This is a genomic window from Streptomyces sp. NPDC021562 (assembly GCF_040640875.1).
In the GTDB taxonomy this organism is placed as follows: domain Bacteria; phylum Actinomycetota; class Actinomycetes; order Streptomycetales; family Streptomycetaceae; genus Streptomyces.
Genome location: NZ_JBFACN010000013.1, coordinates 62,581 through 83,950, shown reverse-complemented (window position 1 = coordinate 83,950; position 21,370 = coordinate 62,581). Strand labels below are relative to the sequence as shown.

The window sequence follows — 21,370 nt, the reverse complement described above, 5'->3', positions numbered from 1 at the left end:
CCTGGGTATCAGACTGCTCGTCGCCCGCCCGTCCGGCTTGTGCCCCCCTGAAGGAGCCGTCGTGCCGAACCAGCGCCGAGTCACCCGCCGGCTGGGACTGAAGGTCCTGTTGGCCGCAGCGGTCACCCTGCCCCTCTCCAGTGCCGCCATCACCGCCTCGTCCGCCTCCTCCGCCGCACCGCGCGCCCGCCGGACCGCCACCCTCGCGGCACCGGCCACGCCGGCACCCCGCCTCGACGTCATGACCTTCAACCTGCGGTACGCCGACACCGCCGAGCCGAACAGCTGGGCCGACCGCCGACCGGTGATGCGCGAACTGCTGCACCGGGCGCGGCCCCAGGTGATCGGCACGCAGGAGGGGCTCTACCAGCAGCTGCTCGACATCGACACCGACCTCGGGCCGCACTACGACTGGATCGGCACCGGCCGCGAGGGCGGCAGCCGGGACGAGTCCACCGCCGTCTACTACGACGTACGACGGCTGGCTCCCGTGGAGCACTACACGTTCTGGCTCTCCGACACCCCGGAGGTCATCCGCTCCAACACCTGGGGCGCCGCCTTCCCCCGCATCGTCACCTGGGTCCGCTTCCGCGATCTCGCCGACGACGGACGGGAGTTCTACGTCGCCAACACCCACTTCGACCAGCGGAGCCAGTACGCGCGCGAGCGCAGCGCCACGCTCCTCGCCAAGCGGATCGCCGAGTTCGACCCGACGCTCCCGGTCGTGGTGACCGGCGACTTCAACGCCTACGCCCACAAGAACCCGGCCTACGACACCCTGCTGGGCTCCGGACTCGTCGACACCTGGGACGCGGCGGAGCACCGCGGCCCCCAGTACGCGACCTTCCACGGGTACCGCCGGCTCAAGCCGGACGGCGACCGGATCGACTGGATCCTGACCTCGCCGGGGGTGACCACGCACCGGGCGACGATGGACACCTTCTCGATGCACGGCCAGTTCCCGAGCGACCACCTGCCCGTACAGGTCTCGCTGAGCCTGCGCTGACGGGCGTGGGCCGTGAGCGTGGGCCGATGAGGCTGCGCCACGCGGAGAGGCCCCCGTGACCGGTGCCGGTCACGGGGGCCTCGGGCAGCCTGGCGGCGGTCAGCCCTTGCGGGCCTTGACCTCGTCGGTGAGCTGCGGGACGACGTCGAAGAGGTCGCCGACCACGCCGAAGTCGACCAGCTCGAAGATCGGGGCCTCGGCGTCCTTGTTGACGGCCACGATCGTCTTCGAGGTCTGCATGCCCGCGCGGTGCTGGATGGCGCCGGAGATGCCGTTGGCGATGTACAGCTGCGGGGAGACGGACTTGCCGGTCTGGCCGACCTGGTTGGTGTGCGGGTACCAGCCGGCGTCGACGGCGGCACGCGAGGCGCCGACGGCCGCGCCGAGGGAGTCGGCGAGGGCCTCGATGATCGCGAAGTTCTCGGCGCCGTTGACGCCACGGCCGCCGGAGACCACGATCGCGGCCTCGGTCAGCTCCGGACGCCCGGTCGACTCACGCGGGGTACGGCCGGTCACCTTGGTGCCGGTCGCCTTGTCCGAGAAGGTCACCGCGAGCGCCTCGACCGCACCGGCGGCCGGGGCGGCCTCCACGGCGGCGCTGTTGGGCTTGACCGTGATGACCGGCGTGCCCTTGGAGACACGGGACTTGGTCGTGAAGGAGGCGGCGAACACCGACTGGGTGGCCACCGGACCCTCGTCGCCGGCCTCCAGGTCGACGGCGTCGGTGATGATGCCCGAACCGAGGCGCAGCGCCAGACGCGCGGCGATCTCCTTGCCCTCCGCGGAGGACGGGACCAGCACGGCGGCCGGGGACACGGCGGCGACGGCGGCCTGGAGCGCGTCGACCTTCGGCACGACCAGGTAGTCGGCGTACTCGGACGCCTCGTGGGTGAGGACGCGGGTCGCGCCGTGCTCGGCGAGCGCGGCGGCGGTCTCCGCGGCGCCCGCACCGAGGGCGACCGCGACGGGCTCGCCGATGCGGCGGGCCAGGGTCAGCAGCTCCAGGGTGGGCTTGCGGACGGCACCGTCCACGTGATCGACGTAGACGAGGACTTCAGCCATGGGATTGCTCTCCTGCGAAACGAAGTTGAGGTGCGGTCGGCGGCTGCGGGGCTCAGATGAACTTCTGGCCCGCGAGGAACTCGGCGAGCTGCTTGCCGCCCTCGCCCTCGTCCTTGACGATCGTGCCCGCGGTACGGGCCGGACGCGCGGCGGCGTCCTCGACCTTGGTCCAGGAACCCTCCAGACCGACCTCCTCCGCCTCGATGTCGAGGTCGGACAGGTCCCAGGAGGTCACCGGCTTCTTCTTGGCCGCCATGATGCCCTTGAAGGAGGGGTACCGCGCCTCACCCGACTGGTCGGTCACCGACACGACGGCCGGAAGCTGCGCCTCCAGCTGCTCGGAGGCGGCGTCGCCGTCCCGGCGGCCCTTGACCGTGCCGTCCTCGACCGAGACCTCCGAGAGGAGGGTGACCTGCGGGACGCCGAGGCGCTCGGCCAGCAGCGCCGGGACGACGCCCATGGTGCCGTCGGTGGAGGCCATACCGGAGACCACCAGGTCGAAGCCGGCCTTCTCGATGGCCTTCGCCAGCACCAGCGAGGTGCCGATCGCGTCGGTGCCGTGCAGGTCGTCGTCCTCGACGTGGATCGCCTTGTCCGCACCCATCGACAGCGCCTTGCGCAGCGCGTCCTTGGCGTCCTCCGGACCGACGGTCAGGACGGTGACCTCGACGTCGTCGCCTGCTTCCTGACGGTCTTCCGAGATCTGCAGCGCCTGTTCGACCGCGTACTCGTCCAGCTCGGAGAGCAGACCGTCCACGTCGTCACGGTCGACGGTCAGGTCATCGGCGAAGTGCCGGTCGCCAGTGGCGTCGGGCACGTACTTCACAGTGACAACGATCCTCAGGCTCACGCCGGCTCTCCTACTGCATCGTCTTTTTCTGGGCTGCCTCTTGCAGGCAGCATAGGCTCCTGAAGCGGCCGATCCCGGTCGGGGCGGCCGCGCGCTCCGAACGAAATATTACTCGTCAGTACACTAAGTTCGTTCCCGCTAAGCAAGCGCTTTGAACTGTGACCTTCGCAACGCAGCGTAACCGGAACTCGACGCCGGAGCGGAACCAGGGACGCGTGATCAATCCCGCAGGCCGTTGAAGCCGCCCTGGTGGTAGAGGAGCGGGCGGCCGGCCCGGGAGGGATCGCCGAGGACCACCTCGGCGAGCACGATGCGATGGTCGCCGGCCGGGACCCGGGCGACGATCCGGCACACCAGCCAGACCAGGACGTCGTCGAGCACGGGGACACCCGCGTGCCCCTCGCGCCAGCCGGTGGACGCCCCGAAGCGGTCGGCGCCGCTGCGCGCGAAGGTGGCCGCCAGCTCCGCCTGGTGCTCGCCGAGGATGTGGACGCCGATGTGCTCGGCGGTCGATATCGCGGGCCAGCTGGAGGCGCCCGTGCCGATGCCGAAGGAGAGCATCGGCGGCTCGGCGGAGACGGACACCAGGGAGGTGGCGGTGAAGCCGACCGGGCCGTCGGCGCCGGATGCGGTGATCACCGCGACGCCGGCCGCGTGCCGCCGGAAGGCGGAGCGGAGCAGATCGGGAGAGGCGAGCTGGGGCGTGCCGAGGTCGGGCGTGGCCGTCATGGAGTTTTCCTTCTGAGGGAGGCGGTCTTCGGGGCCGTAGCTGCTCAACGACCCGGACAGCGCGCGCTCGCGGTGCGTGCCAGGTCCACGTGGACCCGTCCGAAGAGAAGGATTTCCTGAGGCATACGGTCAGGCTGACGATAGGTGGTGCGCCCAGTCAAGTACGTCCCGGGATATGGGAGCTGCCTCACCGTCACCGGCACGACCGTCAGACCGCCTCTCCCAGCGCCGCGATGACGTCCGCCCTGCGGGGCTGTCCGCTGGCCCGGCGCACCACCCGTCCCTGCGCGTCGAGCACCAGCACGGTGGGCGTCTTGAGGATGTCCAGCTCGCGCACGAGGTCGAGACGCGCCTCAGCGTCGATCTCGACGTGCGCCACGCCGGGGACCATCCCCGCGACCTCGTCCAGGACCCGCCGGGTGGCCCGGCAGGGGGCGCAGAACGCGCTGGAGAACTGCACCAGCGTGGCCCGCTCTCCCAGTTCGCCGCCGAGTTCGGCCGCTCCCAGCCGCTTTCCCTCGTCCCGCCCGCGCACCCGTATCCTCCCGCTCCGCCGCCTGTGCAGCACTCCGTAGACGCCCGCCGCCGCGAGCACCGCCACGCACACCACCAGTCCGGTCACCATCCGGACAGGTTGACACGCGGCGGCCCGTCACCGGCAGCAGCGTTCACGAGACTGCAAAGATTCCCGGCTCCCACCGCGGCCTCCGGGGCGGAATCCTTGGTTCATGGACATCGACGCACGTGGGCCGCGGTTCGGCGCGGCCGTGACGACGGTCGTGCTGGCCGCCGCACTGATCACCCGCACCCCCTGGATCCTGGCCTGGCAGACGCTGGCGTTCGCGTGCGGCGCGGCCGGCGGGGTGGGCCGCTCACCGTACGGCTGGGTCTTCCGGACCGTCGTACGCCCGCGGCTCGCTCCCCCGACGGAGTTCGAGGCGCCGGAGCCGCCCCGGTTCGCGCAGGCGGTGGGGCTGGTCTTCGCCGGGCTGGGTCTGGTCGGATTCGCCCTCGGCCCCGCGTGGTTGGGACTGGCGGCGACCGGGGCCGCGCTCGCCGCGGCTTTCCTCAACGCGGCGTTCGGGTACTGCCTGGGGTGCGAGGTGTTCCTGCTCGTGCGGAGGCTGACGGTACGCGCGGAGTAAAGGGCGGTGAACAGGACAAGGCGGATCACTAGGCCAACGTGACGAGGATCTCGCCGCTCCCCGGCACCAGGGCTGGCTCCCCGTCCGTTCTTCGGGCACGATCTGCGAGACGCCGTAAAACCTACGGCTGCGTAACCTCCCGCCGGGAGCCCCTTTCCCAGGCAGAGCAGAAAGGGTCCGCCCCACCCATGGCAGAGCTGGTCTACCGTCCCGTCATCGGTTTCGCCAAGACGCTGTTCAAGGTCTGGGATCTGAAGATCGACTGCCAGGGGTCGGAGAACATCCCGCGCTCGGGCGGTGCGGTGCTGGTGAGCAATCACATCAGCTACCTCGACTTCGTCTTCGACGGCCTGGCGGCACTGCCGCAGAAGCGCCTGGTGCGGTTCATGGCGAAGGAGTCGGTCTTCCGGCACCGGATCTCGGGTCCGCTGATGCGCGGGATGAAGCACATCCCGGTGGACCGCGCGCAGGGCGAGACGGCCTACGAGCACGCGCTCGCCTCGCTGAAGTCCGGTGAGATCGTGGGGGTCTTCCCGGAGGCCACCATCTCCCAGTCCTTCACACTGAAGAGCTTCAAGTCGGGCGCCGCGCGCCTCGCCCAGGAGGCCGGGGTGCCGCTCGTGCCGATGGCGCTGTGGGGCACCCAGCGCATCTGGACCAAGGGCCAGCCGCGCAACTTCAAGCGCAACCACCTCCCCGTCACCATCCGGGTCGGCGAGCCGGTCGAGGCGCCCCGCGACCAGTACGCGGGCGCCATCACCCGCCGGCTGCGCGGCCGCGTCCAGGAGCTGCTGGAGGCCGCCCAGCGCGCCTACCCGGCCCGCCCGAAGGACACCACGGACACCTGGTGGCTCCCGGCCCACCTGGGCGGCTCGGCCCCCACCCCGGAGCAGCTGAAGGCAGCCGAGGCGGTCTGAGCCCCACCGCCCCACCCCACCGCCTCGGCCCGCGCCCCAGCGCCGCACCATCGTGCGCGCGGGTGCCGTCCGTCCCGTCTCAGAGCGCCGTGGGCAGTGTCTTCCAGAGGTGGGGGCGGTCTCGTGCCGCTTTCAGGGCGCCGAGCACGGCCGGGTGCGGTTCGGCGTACAGGAACGGATAGTCCACCTCGTCGCGCTCCCGGTCGGGGACCCAGGCGAGCCGCTCGCCGTCGAGGGAGAAGCGGGCGTCGACGCCCGGTTTGTTGCCGCGCGGGTCCTGCCGGTGCCAGGCGCCGTGGAAGCGGACGGCGACCAGACCGTGCACCGCCCAGCCCGCGCCGTCGTCGTGCGCCAGCCGCTGGTAGCACAGGGCCGCCGGGATGTCCTCGGCCCGCAGCAGGGCGGCGAGGGCGTGGGCCTTGGCGTAGCAGATGCCGGTGCGCTGCTCCAGGACGTCCGAGGCGCGCCAGGTGACCCGGGGGTCGCCGGAATCGGCGGAGTGCGGGATCGCGTCCCGTACGAACTCGTAGGCCGCCCGCGCATAGGCATACGAGTCCTCGGCCTCCCCCGCCAGCCTCGCGGCCGCCTCGCGCACCGCCGGGTGGTGGTGGTCGATCGCCTCGTCGGCGGCCAGATATGCGGACAGGTCGGCGTTGTTCTGGATCAGCTCCATGGCGGCAGAGCATAGAAAAGCGGCCACCCGAGCGTCAATGACTTTTCGGGTGACCGCATATCTATGCATCTACTGGCGCGCCATCTCCTCCTTGAGCGCGGCCACGAACGCGTCCACGTCCTCCTCGGTCGTGTCGAAGGCGCACATCCAGCGCACGTCGCCGGCGGCCTCGTCCCAGAAGTAGAACCGGAACCGCTTCTGCAGGCGCAGGCTCACGTCGTGCGGGAGCCGGGCGAAGACGCCGTTGGCCTGCACCGGGTACAGGATCTCCACGCCGTGCACGGCACGGACGCCCTCGGCGAGCCGCTGGGCCATGTCGTTGGCGTGCCGGGCGTTGCGCAGCCACAGGTCCCTGGCGAGCAGGGCCTCCAGCTGCACCGACACGAAGCGCATCTTGGAGGCGAGCTGCATGGACAGCTTGCGCAGGTGCTTCATGTGGCTGACCGCGTCCTGGTTGATCACCACGACCGCCTCGCCGAACACGGCGCCGTTCTTGGTGCCGCCCAGGGAGAGGATGTCCACGCCGACGGCGTTGGTGAACGTGCGCATCGGCACGTCCAGGGAGGCCGCCGCGTTGGCTATCCGGGAGCCGTCCAGGTGCACCTTCATCCCGTGCGCGTGGGCGTGCTCGCAGATCGCGCGGATCTCGTCCGGGGTGTAGAGGGTGCCCAGCTCGGTGCTCTGGGTGATGGACACGACCTGCGGCATCGCCCGGTGCTCGTCGTCCCAGCCGTACGCCTGCCGGTCGATGAGCTCCGGGGTGAGCTTGCCGTCGGGGGTGGGCACGGTGAGCAGTTTGAGACCGCCCATGCGCTCGGGGGCGCCGCCCTCGTCGACGTTGATGTGCGCGCTCTCGGCGCAGATCACCGCACCCCAGCGGTCGGTGACCGCCTGGAGCGCGACGACGTTCGCCCCGGTGCCGTTGAACACCGGGAAGACCTCGGCGGTGGCCCCGAAGTGGCTGCGGATGATCCGCTGGAGGTTCTCGGTGTACTCGTCCTCGCCGTAGGCCACCTGGTGGCCGCCGTTGGCCAGGGCCAGGGCGGCCAGCACCTCGGGGTGCGCACCGGCGTAGTTGTCACTGGCGAAACCGCGGACCTGCGGGTCGTGGTGGCGACGCGCGTCGGTCTTGGGAGGGTTCACGGCTTCTCGGTCAGCCACAGACGGTTTCCGTTCAGTTCGGCGGCGGGCTTGCTCCAGACGCCCTCGATGGCCTCGGCCAGGTCCTTGACGTCGGTGAAGCCCGCGAACTTCGCGTTGGGGCGCTCGGCGCGCATCGCGTCGTGCACCAACGCCTTCACCACCAGGATGGCAGCGGCCGAGGTCGGGCCCTCCGGCCCCCCGGCCTTGCGGAAGTAGTCGGCCAGGGCGAGCGTCCACGCCTCCGCGGCGGCCTTGCCCGCGGCGTACGCGGCGTTGCCCGCGGTGGGCCTGCTCGCGGCGGCCGCGCTGATCAGCACGTACCTGCCGCGCTCGCTGCGCTGCAGCGCCTCGTGGAAGGCGAGGGAGGTGTGCTGCACGGTCTTGACGAGCAGCAGTTCCAGGAAGTCCCAGTCGTCCAGGCTGGTCTTGGTGAAGGTCTCGCTGCCCCGCCAGCCGCCGACCAGGTGCACCAGGCCGTCGACGCGGCCGAAGTCCTTCTCGACGTGGGTGGCCCAGTCCCGGGTGGACCGGAGGTCGAGCAGGTCGACCGTGTCCCCGATGACGCTGGCGCCGCCGGACGCGTAGCGGGCCGCGTCCACGGCCTCCGACAGCCGCTGCGGATCGTTGTCCGCCCCCACGACGGTCGCGCCCGCCTCCGCCAGACGCAGCAGCGTCGCCCGGCCCGCGGGGCCGCCCGCGCCGGCCACCGCGATCACCGCACCACTGAGAGACCCGTTGCCCACCATGTGCTTCCCCTCTTGAGCGGAGTTCCGCGGCCGCTCGCTCACGCGGCGACCGGCTCGGCGCTGTCCGCGGTGATGCCCTTGGTCTCGGCGATCACCGTCTTGAGCTTCTTGGACAGGGCCTCGTAGAACATGCTCAGCGGAAACTCGTCCGGAAGCACGTCGTCCACGAGCTTGCGCGGCGGCAGGCTCAGGTCCAGGGCGTCCGGGCCCTTGGCCCACTTGGAGCCGGGGTGCGGGGCGAGGTAGGTGGCGACCAGTTCGTAGCCGGCGAACCAGTGGACGAGCTTCGGGCGGTCGATGCCGTCCTTGTACAGCTTCTCGATCTCGCCGCACAGCTGGTTGGTGACCAGCGGGGCGCGCTCCCAGTCGATGGCGAGCTTGTTGTCGGTCCAGCGGACCACGTCGTGCTTGTGCAGGTAGGCGAAGAGCAGCTGGCCGCCGAGCCCGTCGTAGTTGCGGACCCGGTCGCCGGTGACCGGGAAGCGGAACATGCGGTCGAAGAGCACCGCGTACTGCACGTCACGGGCCTGCGGGACGCCGTCGGCCGCCAGCTTGACGGCCTCCTTGAAGGCGGTGAGGTCGCAGCGCAGCTCCTCCAGGCCGTACATCCAGAACGGCTGGCGCTGCTTGATCATGAACGGGTCGAACGGCAGGTCGCCGTGGCTGTGGGTGCGGTCGTGGACCATGTCCCACAGCACGAAGGCCTCTTCGCAGCGCTTCTGGTCGTGGACCATGGCGGCGATGTCCTCGGGCAGGTTCAGGCCCAGGATGCCGACGGCCGCGTCGGTGACCCGGCGGAACCGGGCGGCCTCGCGGTCGCAGAAGATGCCACCCCAAGAGAAACGTTCCGGCGCCTCGCGCACGGCGATGGTCTCAGGGAAGAGGACGGCGGAGTTGGTGTCGTAGCCGGCCGTGAAGTCCTCGAACTTGATGCCGCAGAACAGCGGGTTGTCGTAGCGGGTGCGCTCCAGCTCGGCCAGCCAGTCCGGCCAGACCATGCGCAGTACGACCGCCTCCAGGTTGCGGTCCGGGTTGCCGTTCTGCGTGTACATCGGGAAGACGACCAGGTGCTGGAGGCCGTCCGCACGGTTCGCGGCGGGCTGGAAGGCCAGCAGCGAGTCCAGGAAGTCGGGCACCTGGAAGCCGCCGCCGGCCCACGCGCGGAGGTCACGGACCAGCGCCCGGTGGTACTCGGCGTCGTGCGGCAGCAGCGGCGAGAGCTCCTCCACGGCATCGATCACGACGTCCACGGCCCGCCCGGCGTCACCGCGGGCCGGCGCGCCCTCGGCGGCGAAGTCGATGGAACCGTCCTTGGACTGCCATGGCCGGATCCGCTCCACGGCATTCTTGAGCACGGGCCACGCGGGGTGCTCGACCACCCTGGTCACGGGAGGAACCTGCTCCTCCGAGCCCACCTGCACAAGAATTTCCGTCATGATCCATCCTCCACGGGAGATGCTTCCGTAAGGACACCGTATGCATACGGGGTTTCTCCCAGCAAGAGGGCTCTCAGGAAATTATCCTGCACCACCGCACCTTCACCGCGCTTTTTCCTGTGTGAAACCGTGAATGCAGTCACATCCACTACGGGAGGTGAGGGAGCGTCAGCTCCGGGGCACCGCATGGATCCGGCCGGTCAATGCACGGCGCAACGCGCCCACCCCCGGGTGACCGCCAGTGGGGTCAGGGGCCAGACGCCGCGCGCCCGGCGCTCCAATCCCCCCGTGTACATACGGGTTCATCGTGACGGGCGGCCATTAGGCTGCGCCCAGCCGCGTGGACAGCGACGTCCCGTCGTACGGTCCGCGCGCACCCCCACCGCCGCCGTCGACGGAAGCGAGATGAATCTTGAACTTCCTTACCATCGGTCATCGCGGAGTCATGGGCGTCGAGCCCGAGAACACCCTCCGTTCCTTCGTCGCCGCGCAGCAGGCCGGCCTCGACCTGATCGAACTCGATCTGCACCTCAGCAAGGACGGCGCCCTGGTCGTCATGCACGATGCCGAGGTGGACCGCACGACCGACGGCTCCGGCCCGATCGCCGAGAAGACCCTGGAGGAACTGCGCGCCCTTGACGCGGGCCTGGGTGAACGGGTGCCGGTGTTCGAGGAAGTCCTGGAGGCGGTGCAGTCCCCGCTGCAGGCCGAGATCAAGGACGTCGCGGCGGCCCGCGCGCTGGCCGAGGTCATGCAGCGGCGGGACCTGGTGTCGCGGGTGGAGGTGTCCTCGTTCCACGACGAGGCCGTCGCCGAGATCGCCAGGCTGGTGCCGGGGGTACGGACCGCGCTGATCGCCAGCCGGTACGGCACCGACGTGGTGGAGCGGGCCCGGGAGGCGGGGGCGGCGACCCTCTGTCTCAACATCCGGCGGCTGACCCTGGAGGTCGTCGAGCACGCCCGCAAGGCGGACCTGCGGGTGATCGGCTGGGTGGTGAACACCCAGGACCAGCTGCGGCTGGTCCGCGCCCTGCAGCTGGACGGCGCGACCACCGACTACCCGGAGATCAAGCGCACCGCCCGCTTCACCGCCTGAGGCCACACCGCTGAGGTCACAGCGCCCGAGCTCACAGCGCCCGAGGGTGACATTGCCCGAGGGTCACACCAGGGGCTTGACCAGCAACTCGAACCGCAGGTCGGCGCGCAGCGGGATACCGAAGCGCTCGTCGCCGTACGGGAACGGGGTCATCTCTCCCGTACGGCGGTAGCCGCGCCGCTCGTACCAGGCGATCAGGTCGTCGCGGACGGAGATCACCGTCATGTGCATCTCCGTGGCGCCCCAGTTCTGCCGCGCCCGGCGCTCCGCCTCGGCGATGACGGCCTTGCCGAGGCCGGCGCCCTGGAGGGCGGGGCTGACCGCGAACATGCCGAAGTAGGCGTGGGTGCCGCGGTGTTCGAGCTGGCAGCAGGCGACGACCCGGCCGTCCCGCTCGACGGTGAGCAGTTCGCTGTCCGGCGACTTGATCACCTGGAGGACGCCCTCGGGGTCGGTCCGCTGCCCGTCCAGGATGTCCGCCTCGGTGGTCCAGCCGGCCCGGCTGGCGTCGCCCCGGTAGGCCGACTCGATCAGCGCGACCAGCACGTCCACGTCGGCGTCGGTGGCGGCACGGAAGGCCAGTGCGGCGGGGGCGTTGTCCATGGGCTCCATGGGCGGGTTCTCCGATCTCGGGCGCGGTGAGCCGGGGACGAGCCTATCGCCGCCGTCCGGCTCCGCGTTCCGGGGATCGTCCGCGGCCGGGCACTACGCTCCGGTCCCATGGTGCACGTACTCAGCAGCCGTACCCTGGTCCACCCCACCGACCCCGAGCGCTCCCGTGCCTTCTACGGCGAGCAGCTCGGCCTCCCCGTCTACCGCGAGTTCGGTACGGGGCCGGAGCGGGGCACGGTCTATTTCCTCGGCGGCGGATTCCTGGAGGTCTCCGGGCGCTCGGACGCCGCCGCGGCGCCGGCCGTGCAGCTGTGGCTCCAGGTCGCGGACGCCGCGGCGGCGCACGAGGAGCTGGCGGCGAAGGGCGTCGAGATCGCACGGCCGCCGGTGCGGGAGCCATGGGGCCTGGTCGAGATGTGGATCACCGACCCGGACGGCATCCGGATCGTGCTGGTGGAGGTCCCGGCCGACCACCCCCTGCGCTACCGGCCGGGGATCTGACGGCAGGGGCTCAGGCCCGCAGCGCGCCCATCCTGCCCTCCAGCCGGCCCAGCAACTCGGCGAGCAGCCCGGCGAGTTCGCCCTGGCCCTGCGGGGCGAGGACGGACAGGACGGCCGTCTCGTAGCCGAGTTGCTCGGGCAGGACGCCGTCGACGAGTTCACGGCCCGCGTCGGTGAGGCGGAGGTGGGCGACCCTGCGGTCCCGGGCGTCACCGCGCCGCTCGACCAGGCCGCGCTCGGTGAGCTGCTTGAGGCGTTTGGTGACGGCGGCGCCCGAGGAGAAGGTCTCCTTGGCGAGTTCGCTCGGGGTCAGCTCATGGCCGGTGCGGCGCAGCGCGCCGAGCAGGTCGAACTCGGGGCGGCTGAGGCCCGCCCGGCGCAGCGGAGCGTCCTCGGCCTGCTGGAGGAGGGCGGCGCAGCGGTTGATCCGGCCGATCACCTCCATGGGTCCGGTGTCCAGGTCGGGATGGACGGACCGCCACTGCCGGACGACCGCGGCGACGGTGTCGTCCCGGCCGGCGATCCCGACCGGGCCCCGCGTGGTCTCGCCGGCCGCGCTCCGTGCCCCGCTGCCTGCCGCTTCCGTCCCTGCCCCGCCGTCGGCCGCCGGTCGTCCGTGGGTCGCCGTCATGGCCGTACGTCCTCCGTTGTCCTCGCGCTGTCCCAGGTGTGCGGTCCCTGGCGTCGTACCGTCGCGGCGAGCGTACGGTGTCCGGACTGTTCGGCGAGCACGACCCGCTCCTGGGGCAGCGCGCGTTGCCACCACTCGCCGGACGCGGCGTCGGCCGTGGCGCGCAGTTCGGCGAGGGCGGCGGACAGGGTGCGCCGGGCGGTTTCCAGGGCTCGAGGGGCCGGCTGCGGCTCGGCGAGCAGGCGGGCGGCCTGTTCACGGGCCCGCTCGACGGCGGTCAGCGCGTGTTCGAGGCGGTCGCCGGCCCGGCGGTTGGTGACGACGACCGCCGTGCCGAAGCCGACGAGCGCGCCGACCAGCGTGTCCACGACCCGTTCGGTGATCAGCTGTCCGGCGTCCTGGGCGCGGGCGAACTCGGTGACAAGCAGGGCCATGGGGGTGACGCAGACGCTGCCGAGCCAGTAGTTGCGGCTGATCAGCGCCTCGGCGCCGAAGTTGAAGGCGAGACAGCACAGCACCAGGACGGCCGGGTGCAGATGGGCGAGCGGTACGACGGCGGCGAAGACGAGGACGCCGAGGACGTTGCCGACGACGCGCTGGACGCCCCGGCTCCAGGTGAGGGTGACGTTGGCCTGGTAGAGGGAGGCGGCGGTGACCAGCGCCCAGTAGGGGCGGCCGACGCCGAGGGCCAGGGAGGCGTAACCGGCGAGCGCGCAGCCGAGCGCGGTGCGGGCGGCGAGGGGGGCGAGCGGGCCCAGTCGGCGCCACAACGGGCGGTGCGGCGCGGCGAGTTCGGCGTCGAGGCCGAGGAGTTCGTCGTCGGCTCCGGCCACCCGGGGGACGCGTCCGGTGCCGCGCAGGGCGCGGGCCCAGCCGCGGAGGGGGGCCGGGTCGGCGTCGGCGGGTGCGGCGAGGGCGACCTCGGCGCGGACGACGAGGTGTTCGAGGGCGCGGCGGGTGCGGTCGGTGCGGGCACCGGTGGCCAGCAGGGACTGCCAGGCGGCCTGTACGGCGGCGGCCGCGGCGGCGCGGGCCTTCGCGTGGCCGTCCGCCGTGCCGCGCGTGTCGGCGTAGGCGGCGGTGGCGTCGAGGGCGTGTGCGGTGGCCCGGCGCTCCGGACCGTGCGGGCGCAGCAGCCCCGGTGCCATGCCGACGAGCCAGGCCCAGGCGCCCGTCGCCAGGGCCAGCGCGACATGCCCGGGGACCTGGCCGGGGGTTTGCGGCGCGAACAGCGAGGCGGAGCTGATGAAGGTGAGGACCACGTTCCCGGGCGGGCCGACGCGGGCGGCGTCGCAGAGGGCCTTCTGCACGGCGGCCAGGAGGGCGCCGACGGTGACCAGGACGACCGCGTTCGTGGTGAGCGCGGCGGTGCTGAGGGCCACGGCGAGACCGGCGACCATGCCGAGGATCACCCCGGCCAGCGTGCGGGCACGGGCGGGGTAGGGACGGTTGTGGCCGTACAGGGCGCACAGCGATCCGGCCATCGTGTACATCGCCAGGTCGAGGCGGCCGAGGGCCAGCAGGACCAGGTTGGGCGGGGCGACCGCGGCGACCACGCTGAGGGCGGGCTTGAACCAGATGTCGGAGGGCCGGCCGAGGCGCAGCACCCCGGCGAGGGGAAGAGGACGGGTCGCGGTGCTCATACCAATCAATTTAGCATGTGTTTTACTCGTAAAGCACCTAGAACGGCCGGACCGGCACGTCCGGCACCTTCGGCACGACTCGGCCGACAGCCCCTGCTCACCCGCCGTGCTCCGTCGAATGCTCCCCGTGTACACCCTTGCGCTGGCGTGCGCGCTGCCCGGCCGGGGCATCGCATCCATCGATGCGACGTCGAGCGGGGAGGTGCGCGTGCACGGACCGGCTTCGCCCGGCTGGCTGCTGGTCGCGCTGTGCGCGGCGACCGGGGCCTACTGTCTGCTGCGGATGCGCAGCAGCGTCGAGGCGCAGCGGCGCGCCGCGGGCGGTGAGGCGCTGATGGGGTTCGGCATGGCCGCGATGGCCGTGCCCCCGACCGTTTTCACCCCGCCGGGGTGGGCCTGGCCCCTGTACGCGGCGGTGTTCGGGGCGGCGGCGCTGCGCGCGCTGTGGAGCGTCCGCGGCGGCCCGCACCATCTGCACCACCTGGTCGGGGCCGCGGCGATGGTCTACATGGCGGTCGTGATGGCGGCCTCCCCCGGCGGCCACCACCACGGCGGCTCCGGAGTCCCGCTGCTGACCGGGCTGCTGCTCCTCTACTTCACCGGTTACGTCCTGCTGGCCGGGGCGCGGCTGGTGCCCGGCGCGGTGGCGGCCGCCGGAGCCGGGGCCGCCGGAGCCGACGCGGCCGGCTGGGGCGACCGGCCCGAACTGGCCCGCGCGTGCCGGTTGTCGATGGGGATCGGCATGGTGGCGATGCTGCTGGCACTGTGAGGAAGTGACGGCTCTCGCGGCGCGCACGTTGCTTGCGTCACTTTGGCACCACGGGCTGTACCCCTGTGCGGTTCCCCGCTCATAGGGTGCTGGCCATGATGGTCCCTGTGGCACTGCTGCTGCTCGGCGCCCTGACCGCCGCCGTCGGCCCGCGGCTGCTCGCCCGCGCCGACTGGACGGAGCGGGAGCCGGTGGTCGCCCTGTGGACGTGGCAGTGCGTGGTGGCGGCCGTTCTGCTGTGCTGCGGGCTGTCGATGACGCTCAGCGCGGCGGCGGCCTGGCGGGCGGTGCGCGGGCACGTGTTCGCTACCGCCCCGAGCGGGGTGGCGGACGCCTACCCGCTCGGTACGGACGGGCCGTGGGCGGCGGCGACCGCGGTGGCCCTCGCCTGCGCGGGGCTGTGGAGCGGGGCGATGCTGGTGCGCGAGGTACTGCGGGCCAGGGCCCGGCTGCGCCGTCGGCGGGCCGAACTCCTGCTGCGGGCGCCGCTGTTGCCCGGTGAGGAACCGGCGGGCGGGCGGCTCGTCGTCCTGGAGGGCGAGCGTGCCGACGCGTGGTGGCTGCCCGGCCTGGCGCCCCGGCTCGTCGTCACGACGGCCGCCTTACGGCGACTGAAGGGCCGCCGGCTGGACGCGGTGCTCGCCCATGAGCAGGGGCACGCACAGGCCCGGCACGACTGGCTGCTGCACTGCTCGGCCGCGCTGGCGGACGGGTTCCCGCAGATCCCGGTGTTCGCCGCGTTCCGCGAGGAGATGCACCGCCTGGTCGAGCTGGCCGCCGACGACATGGCCTCCCGGCGGCACGGCCGCCTCACCACCGCGCTCGCCCTGGTCGAACTCAACGAGGACCGGGGCGTGTTCGGTCCCGGACCCAGCTTGCACGCCCATGTCCCGCAACGTGTCCAGCGGTTGCTCACCGCCCCCGACCGGCTCCCCGCCCGGCACCGGCTGCGGCTGACCGCGACGGCCACCCTGGTCCCGGTGATCCCCGTGCTGGTGGCGCTCGTACCGGGGCTGCGCGCGCTCGGGTAACGCCTTGTCCGGCAGACCGATTGGCCTTCGGGCAATGATTCGGCAAAGATCACGCCATGCCACCCGCACCCAGCGACCGTCCCGCCCCGCTCCTCACGACCGCCGTTCTGGCCCTGTCCTCGGCGCTGCTGCTCGCCCTCGTCGCCGGCGAGTGGCCGCCTCTTCTCGCGGTGGACGAGAGCATCGCCGGCACCACCCACCGCTGGGCCGTGGCGGACCGGGACACCACCCATGTGCTGCGCGTCCTCGCCGACTGGGTCTGGGACCCGCTGACCATGCGCCTGCTCTGCGCGGCCGTCGCGGCGTGGCTGGTGTGGCGGCACGCGGCCTGGTGGACCGCGCTGTGGCTGGCCCTGACCTGTGCGCTGGGCACGGTCGCCCAGCAGTCCCTCAAGGCCGCCGTCGGCCGTCCGCGCCCGCAGTGGCCGGACCCGGCGGACTCGGCGCACTACGCCGCCTTCCCCTCGGGTCACACGATGACCGCGACGGTGGTGTGCGGCCTGCTGCTGTGGCTGCTGCACCGCTGCGGCACCGGCCGTGCGGTGTGGCGTACGGCGCTGGTGGCGGCCTGGGTGTCGGTCACCGGCGTCGGGGTGACCCGGGTCTGGCTCGGTGTGCACTGGCCCTCGGACGTGCTCGGCGGCTGGCTGCTCGGCGCGCTGGTGGTGGCCCTGGCGGTGCTGGCCTACGAGTGGGAGCACGGCGGCCGGGGGCATGCGCAGCCGGGGCCGTCGGTAGAGTCCGGCGCATGACTGCCGTGCTCTTCGACTTCTCCGGGACCCTCTTCCGCGTCGAGTCCACCGAGTCCTGGCTGCGGGCGGTGCTCTCCGCAGCCGAAGTGGACTGCCCCGAGGGGGAGGTGCTGGACGCCGCCCGGGCGCTCGAGGTGGCCGGGGCACTGCCCGGCGGGGCGAACCCGGTCGCGCTGCCCGAGGAACTGGCCGGGGTATGGGCGGTGCGGGACGAGAGCGCGGAACTGCACCGGGCCGCGTACACCGGCCTGTCCCGTCGGGTGCCACTGCCGGACCCCGCCCTGCACGACGCGCTCTACGAGCGGCACATGAACCCGGCGGCGTGGACGCCGTACCCGGACACCGAGGAGGTGCTGCGCACGCTGCGCGGGCACGGCGTCGGCATCGGCGTGGTCAGCAACATCGGCTGGGACCTGCGCCCGGTCTTCCGCGCGCACGGGCTCGACGCGTACGTGGACACGTACGTCATGTCCTACGAGCACGGGGTCCAGAAGCCGGACCCGCGGCTTTTCGCGGTCGCCCTGGACGCGCTCGGGGCCGAGCCGGCCGGGACGGTGATGGTCGGGGACAGCAGGGCCGCCGACGGCGGGGCGGCGGCGCTCGGGTGCCGCGTGCACTTCGTGGACCACCTGCCGGTGGACGAGCGGCCGGACGCGCTGCTGCCGGTCCTCGATCTGGTGGGCGTGGCCCGCCGACCGGCCACGCCCACACAGGCCTGACCTGCCGCGCGTCCGCCCGAGACGCTCCCCCGTGTCGCCCCGGGCGGACGGCAGCCCTGACCGGGCCCCGCGCAGTGCGGTGCCCGCCGCGTCGATTATAGTTGGCTGGCAGCCAGTCAACGCAGGAGTTCCAGGATGTCCCCGCGCAGCGCATCGGTCAATGAAGAGTTGCGCCGGCGTTCCCGGGAGCGGCTGCTGCAGGCCGCGGTCGAGCTGGTCGACGAGCACGGCTTCGAGGCCACCACGCTGGGCGACATCGCCGACCGGGCGGGGTCGGCACGCGGGCTGGTGTCGTACTACTTCCCCGGCAAGCGACAGCTGGTCCAGTCCGCCGTGCACCGGCTGATGCACCGCACGCTGGAAGAGGCGCTGGAGCACGAGCCGCACACCGAGGACGGCCGGGAACGGCTGGCGCGGGCCATCGACGCGATCCTGGGCCTCGCCGACGAGCGGCCGGTGCTGATGCGTCAGCACATGGCGGGGCTGCTCCAGGCCGAGGGGTTCGTGCAGTGCCCCGAGCAGCGCCGGCTGGCGGAGCTGCTCGGCGACACCGTCGCCCGGTACGGCTCGCAGAACGTGACGACCGACTACCCTATGCTGCGGGCCCTGCTGATGGGGGCGGTGTACGCGGCACTGGTCCCGGGCGCCCCGATGCCCGTACCGGTCCTGCGGGCGGAGCTCTTCGCGCGCTACGGCCTCGGCCGGGAGCTGGGCCTTCCGCCGGGTTCCGCGCCGTCGGCCGGACGGCGGGACCTGTCCCGGTTCTTCGCCACGGAGGACCGGACGGATCACCGGCAGGACCCCACGAGCGATGACAGACACCACTGAGCGATAACATCATCACACTCCGCGCACGTCGACCCGCGTCCGCTTCACTCCTGCGGCCCCTGTCGAGGTCCCCGGGCCGGTGGGATGCTGGAGCCACCAGCCCCTCGGGCAAGGAGTCTCCTCGTGTTGCGTGTCGCCGTCGTCGGCTCCGGGCCGAGCGGGTGCTACACCGCCCAGAACCTCGTCCAACTCGACTCCACGGTGCGGGTGGACGTCCTGGACCGGCTCCCCTGCCCGTTCGGGCTGGTGCGGTACGGGGTCGCCCCGGACCACGAGAAGATCAAGTCCCTGCAGGGCAACCTGCGCACCGTCCTGGAGCACGAGCGGGTGCGGTTCCTCGGCGGGGTGCGGGTCGGCGGGCCGGGCGGAGTGCCGGTGGAACGGCTGCGGGAGCTCTACCACGCGGTGGTGTACTGCGTCGGGGCGGCCACCGACCGGCGGCTCGGGATCCCCGGCGAGGACCTGCCGGGCAGCTGGTCGGCGACCGAGTTCGTGTCCTGGTACAGCGCCCATCCGGACGCCGTCGACGCCGGATTCGTACGCGACGCCCGGTCTGCGGTGGTCATCGGGGTCGGCAATGTCGCGGTCGACGTGGCGCGGATGCTGGCCCGGGGCGCGGCGGAGCTGAGCCCGACGGACATGCCGCAGGCGGCCCTGACGGCGCTGACGCGAAGCCGGATAAGAGAGGTCCACGTGGTGGGCAGGCGGGGTCCCTCCCAGGCCCGGTTCACCACCAAGGAGCTGCGCGAGCTCGGCGGCCTGCCCGACACCGACGTCACGGTGGAGCCGGACGAGTTGGCACTCGACCCGGACTGCGCCGAGCCGTCCGCGCTGCCCGCCGCCCAGCGCCGCAACGTGGAGGTGCTGCGCGGCTGGGGGGAGGGCGGCGGGGCGGGCGACCGCCGCATCCGGTTGCGCTTCTTCCTGCGCCCGGTCGAAGTGCTCGACGACGCCGGCCGGGTGGGCGGGGTGCTCTTCGAACGCACCGAGCCGGACGGGCGCGGCGGTGTGCGGGGCACCGGCCGCTACGAGACCGTCGAGGCGCAGTTGGTGCTGCGTTCGGTGGGATACCGCGGCGTGCCGCTGGACGGGCTCCCGTTCGACGAGGAGAGCGGGACCGTGCCGCACGAGGCGGGCCGCGTCCTGCACAGCTGCTTCGGCGTGTCCGGTGACTACGTGGCGGGCTGGATCAAACGGGGTCCGACCGGTGTCATCGGCACCAACCGGCCCGACGCCAAGGAGACGGTGACGTCCCTGCTGGCGGACGCCCCCGTGCTGCTGCGCAGGGAGGTGGCGCGGGATCCGGTCGCCGCGCTGCGCGCGGAGGGCGTCGAGCCGGTCGAGTGGACGGGCTGGCAGGCCATCGAGCGGGCCGAGGCGGCGCTCGGTGCCCGGCTGGGCCGGAGCGTGGTCAAGCTCGCCGACTGGGACTCCCTGCTGGGAGCGGCGCGGACGGGGTCACGGCAGGCAGCGGTGCGCACGGAGTCGTAGCGGATCCGATCGCGCCCCGGCGGGCTCGACACGTATCGGCAACCCTCCAGAAATCAACAAACCGTTCAAGCCGCCTACGGTCTGGTGCTGTCCGGATGTCGTCCCCGCTCTGGAGTCCCCGTGGCCACGACCACCGCACCCGTCCACCCCGTCGACGAGGTCCCGCCCGTACGGCAGTTGGCAGCGTTCGGCCTGCAGCACGTGCTCGCGATGTACGCGGGCGCCGTCGCCGTGCCGCTCATCGTGGGCGGTGCGATGAAGCTGTCGCCGGCCGACCTGGCGTACCTGATCACCGCCGATCTGTTGGTGTGCGGGATCGCGACGCTCATCCAGTGCGTCGGTGTCGGGCGGTTCGGCGTACGGCTGCCGATCATGCAGGGCTGTACGTTCGCGGCGGTCTCGCCGATGGTCCTCATCGGTACGACGGGCGGCGGGCTGCCCGCGATCTACGGCTCGGTGATCGTGGCCGGCCTGGCGATCATGCTGCTCGCGCCGGTCTTCGGCAGGCTGTTGCGCTTCTTCCCACCCCTGGTCACCGGCACCGTGATCCTGGTCATCGGTCTCTCCCTGCTGCCGGTCGCGGGCAACTGGGCGGCGGGCGGCACCGGCGCCAAGGACTTCGGGGAGCCGAAGAACCTGGCACTGGCCGCCTTCGTGCTCGCGGTGGTGATCGGCGTGCAGCGGTTCGCACCCGCCTACCTGGCCAGGATCGCCGTCCTGACCGGCATCGCGGCGGGCCTCGCGGTGGCCGTGCCCCTCGGGTTCACGGACTTCGGCGGGGTCGCGGACGCCGACTGGCTCGGCATCAGCACGCCGTTCCACTTCGGCACGCCGACGTTCCACGTCTCGGCGATCGTCTCCATGCTGGTGGTGGCCCTGGTGACCATGACGGAGACGGCCGGTGACCTGATCGCGGTGGGCGAACTGACCGGACGGGCGGTCGAGCCGCGGTCCCTGGCCGACGGGCTGCGCGCCGACGGGCTGTCGACCGTCCTCGGCGGTGTCTTCAACACCTTCCCGTACACGGCGTTCGCGCAGAACGTCGGTCTGGTGGGCATGACCCGGGTGCGCAGCCGCTGGGTGGTCGCGGCGGCCGGCGGCATCCTGGTGCTGCTCGGCCTGCTGCCCAAGCTGGGCGCGGTGGTCGCGGCGATTCCGGCGCCGGTGCTGGGCGGTGCGGGTCTGGTGATGTTCGGGACGGTCGCGGCGAGCGGTCTGCGCACGCTCGCGACCGTCGACTTCCAGGGCAACAACAACCTGACGGTGGTGGCCGTGTCGGTGGCGGTCGGCCTGCTGCCGGTCGGGGTGCCTGCGGTCTACGGGAAGTTCCCCGACTGGTTCCAGACGGTGATGAACAGCGGCATCAGCGCGGGCTGCCTGACGGCGATCGTCCTGAACCTGCTCTTCAACCACCGTCCGGCGAAGGCAGGTCCGACCCCTGCGACCGTCCCTACCGAAGCCGGCCCTGCCTAGGGCCTGTCTGACAATTCCCGCCTGCCTCGCGACGCCATGCACGCTCCCCCAGCCTTCGGCCGGGGGGACCCCCAGAGCACGCACCTGACGCCGCGAGGCCGCCCTCCGGGCGACGAC

General features: G+C 72.3%; 23 protein-coding genes. 12 read left to right on the top strand and 11 right to left on the bottom strand.

Going from position 1 to position 21,370, the window contains the following annotated elements:
* Positions 1 to 61: 61 nt before the first annotated feature.
* Complete coding sequence (locus AB0G52_RS21420) at positions 62 to 1,006, top strand: endonuclease/exonuclease/phosphatase family protein (RefSeq protein WP_132887447.1); 945 nt, start codon at positions 62 to 64, stop codon at positions 1,004 to 1,006.
* Between the two features lie 99 nt (positions 1,007 to 1,105).
* Here the strand turns inward: AB0G52_RS21420 and AB0G52_RS21415 are convergent, their stop codons facing one another.
* The 4 genes from AB0G52_RS21415 to AB0G52_RS21400 form a co-directional block, all read right to left on the bottom strand.
* On the bottom strand, positions 1,106 to 2,068 hold the full coding sequence (locus AB0G52_RS21415; RefSeq protein WP_132887446.1) for an electron transfer flavoprotein subunit alpha/FixB family protein: 963 nt from the start codon (positions 2,066 to 2,068) through the stop codon (positions 1,106 to 1,108).
* 52 nt (positions 2,069 to 2,120) lie between these two features.
* Positions 2,121 to 2,918 carry an electron transfer flavoprotein subunit beta/FixA family protein gene (locus tag AB0G52_RS21410; RefSeq protein WP_132887445.1) on the bottom strand — a complete coding sequence of 266 codons (798 nt, stop codon included), beginning with the start codon at positions 2,916 to 2,918 and terminating at the stop codon, positions 2,121 to 2,123.
* A 219-nt stretch (positions 2,919 to 3,137) separates the two neighbouring features.
* The gene (locus tag AB0G52_RS21405) at positions 3,138 to 3,647 is read right to left on the bottom strand and encodes a flavin reductase family protein (protein WP_132887444.1); all 510 of its coding nucleotides are present in this window, start codon (positions 3,645 to 3,647) and stop codon (positions 3,138 to 3,140) included.
* 208 nt (positions 3,648 to 3,855) lie between these two features.
* Positions 3,856 to 4,269 carry a thioredoxin family protein gene (locus tag AB0G52_RS21400; RefSeq protein ID WP_132887694.1) on the bottom strand — a complete coding sequence of 138 codons (414 nt, stop codon included), beginning with the start codon at positions 4,267 to 4,269 and terminating at the stop codon, positions 3,856 to 3,858.
* A 106-nt stretch (positions 4,270 to 4,375) separates the two neighbouring features.
* Between AB0G52_RS21400 and AB0G52_RS21395 the strand changes: the two genes are divergently transcribed.
* Positions 4,376 to 4,792 carry a DUF4395 domain-containing protein gene (locus AB0G52_RS21395; protein WP_361337906.1) on the top strand — a complete coding sequence of 139 codons (417 nt, stop codon included), beginning with the start codon at positions 4,376 to 4,378 and terminating at the stop codon, positions 4,790 to 4,792.
* Between the two features lie 188 nt (positions 4,793 to 4,980).
* The gene (locus AB0G52_RS21390) at positions 4,981 to 5,709 is read left to right on the top strand and encodes a lysophospholipid acyltransferase family protein (protein WP_132887442.1); all 729 of its coding nucleotides are present in this window, start codon (positions 4,981 to 4,983) and stop codon (positions 5,707 to 5,709) included.
* A gap of 79 nt (positions 5,710 to 5,788) precedes the next feature.
* On the opposite strand, the gene AB0G52_RS21385 is transcribed toward AB0G52_RS21390, so the two are convergent.
* The 4 genes from AB0G52_RS21385 to AB0G52_RS21370 form a co-directional block, all read right to left on the bottom strand.
* Positions 5,789 to 6,382 carry a transglutaminase family protein gene (locus AB0G52_RS21385; protein ID WP_361337904.1) on the bottom strand — a complete coding sequence of 198 codons (594 nt, stop codon included), beginning with the start codon at positions 6,380 to 6,382 and terminating at the stop codon, positions 5,789 to 5,791.
* A gap of 69 nt (positions 6,383 to 6,451) precedes the next feature.
* Positions 6,452 to 7,525 (bottom strand): low specificity L-threonine aldolase, encoded by a 1,074-nt coding sequence (locus AB0G52_RS21380; RefSeq protein ID WP_132887440.1) that lies wholly within the window; start codon positions 7,523 to 7,525, stop codon positions 6,452 to 6,454.
* A complete protein-coding gene (locus AB0G52_RS21375) occupies positions 7,522 to 8,268 on the bottom strand; it encodes an SDR family NAD(P)-dependent oxidoreductase (RefSeq protein ID WP_132887693.1) in 747 nt (248 codons plus the stop codon). The genes AB0G52_RS21380 and AB0G52_RS21375 overlap by 4 nt, the downstream gene beginning before the upstream one ends.
* 41 nt (positions 8,269 to 8,309) lie before the next feature.
* Positions 8,310 to 9,707, bottom strand: coding sequence for a DUF6421 family protein (locus tag AB0G52_RS21370; protein ID WP_132887439.1), 1,398 nt, complete (start codon positions 9,705 to 9,707; stop codon positions 8,310 to 8,312).
* A gap of 412 nt (positions 9,708 to 10,119) precedes the next feature.
* On the opposite strand from AB0G52_RS21370, the gene AB0G52_RS21365 reads away from it, so the two are divergent.
* Complete coding sequence (locus AB0G52_RS21365; RefSeq protein ID WP_132887438.1) at positions 10,120 to 10,803, top strand: glycerophosphodiester phosphodiesterase family protein; 684 nt, start codon at positions 10,120 to 10,122, stop codon at positions 10,801 to 10,803.
* A 63-nt stretch (positions 10,804 to 10,866) separates the two neighbouring features.
* Here the strand turns inward: AB0G52_RS21365 and AB0G52_RS21360 are convergent, their stop codons facing one another.
* Positions 10,867 to 11,406, bottom strand: a complete 540-nt coding sequence (locus AB0G52_RS21360; RefSeq protein WP_132887437.1) for a GNAT family N-acetyltransferase — start codon at positions 11,404 to 11,406, stop codon at positions 10,867 to 10,869.
* A 117-nt stretch (positions 11,407 to 11,523) separates the two neighbouring features.
* Between AB0G52_RS21360 and AB0G52_RS21355 the strand changes: the two genes are divergently transcribed.
* Positions 11,524 to 11,916: a VOC family protein gene (locus AB0G52_RS21355; protein WP_132887436.1), complete on the top strand. Its 393-nt coding sequence runs from the start codon at positions 11,524 to 11,526 to the stop codon at positions 11,914 to 11,916.
* A 10-nt stretch (positions 11,917 to 11,926) separates the two neighbouring features.
* Here AB0G52_RS21355 and AB0G52_RS21350 read toward each other — a convergent pair whose 3' ends face one another.
* Positions 11,927 to 12,547: a MarR family transcriptional regulator gene (locus AB0G52_RS21350; RefSeq protein ID WP_361337900.1), complete on the bottom strand. Its 621-nt coding sequence runs from the start codon at positions 12,545 to 12,547 to the stop codon at positions 11,927 to 11,929.
* The gene (locus tag AB0G52_RS21345; RefSeq protein ID WP_361337898.1) at positions 12,544 to 14,190 is read right to left on the bottom strand and encodes an FUSC family protein; all 1,647 of its coding nucleotides are present in this window, start codon (positions 14,188 to 14,190) and stop codon (positions 12,544 to 12,546) included. Before AB0G52_RS21345 ends, AB0G52_RS21350 begins: the two co-directional genes overlap by 4 nt.
* A gap of 208 nt (positions 14,191 to 14,398) precedes the next feature.
* Between AB0G52_RS21345 and AB0G52_RS21340 the strand changes: the two genes are divergently transcribed.
* From AB0G52_RS21340 to AB0G52_RS21310, 7 genes are all read left to right on the top strand, one after another.
* Positions 14,399 to 14,959 carry a DUF5134 domain-containing protein gene (locus AB0G52_RS21340; RefSeq protein ID WP_132887692.1) on the top strand — a complete coding sequence of 187 codons (561 nt, stop codon included), beginning with the start codon at positions 14,399 to 14,401 and terminating at the stop codon, positions 14,957 to 14,959.
* Positions 14,960 to 15,054: 95 nt separating this feature from the next.
* Positions 15,055 to 15,990: a M56 family metallopeptidase gene (locus AB0G52_RS21335; RefSeq protein WP_361337897.1), complete on the top strand. Its 936-nt coding sequence runs from the start codon at positions 15,055 to 15,057 to the stop codon at positions 15,988 to 15,990.
* Positions 15,991 to 16,046: 56 nt separating this feature from the next.
* Complete coding sequence (locus tag AB0G52_RS21330) at positions 16,047 to 16,742, top strand: phosphatase PAP2 family protein (RefSeq protein ID WP_361337895.1); 696 nt, start codon at positions 16,047 to 16,049, stop codon at positions 16,740 to 16,742.
* The gene (locus AB0G52_RS21325; RefSeq protein WP_361337893.1) at positions 16,739 to 17,461 is read left to right on the top strand and encodes an HAD-IA family hydrolase; all 723 of its coding nucleotides are present in this window, start codon (positions 16,739 to 16,741) and stop codon (positions 17,459 to 17,461) included. The genes AB0G52_RS21330 and AB0G52_RS21325 overlap by 4 nt, the downstream gene beginning before the upstream one ends.
* A gap of 135 nt (positions 17,462 to 17,596) precedes the next feature.
* Complete coding sequence (locus tag AB0G52_RS21320) at positions 17,597 to 18,289, top strand: helix-turn-helix domain-containing protein (protein WP_361337891.1); 693 nt, start codon at positions 17,597 to 17,599, stop codon at positions 18,287 to 18,289.
* 123 nt (positions 18,290 to 18,412) lie between these two features.
* Positions 18,413 to 19,780, top strand: coding sequence for an FAD-dependent oxidoreductase (locus tag AB0G52_RS21315; RefSeq protein WP_361337889.1), 1,368 nt, complete (start codon positions 18,413 to 18,415; stop codon positions 19,778 to 19,780).
* Between the two features lie 120 nt (positions 19,781 to 19,900).
* A complete protein-coding gene (locus tag AB0G52_RS21310; protein WP_361337887.1) occupies positions 19,901 to 21,253 on the top strand; it encodes a nucleobase:cation symporter-2 family protein in 1,353 nt (450 codons plus the stop codon).
* Positions 21,254 to 21,370 lie beyond the last annotated feature (117 nt).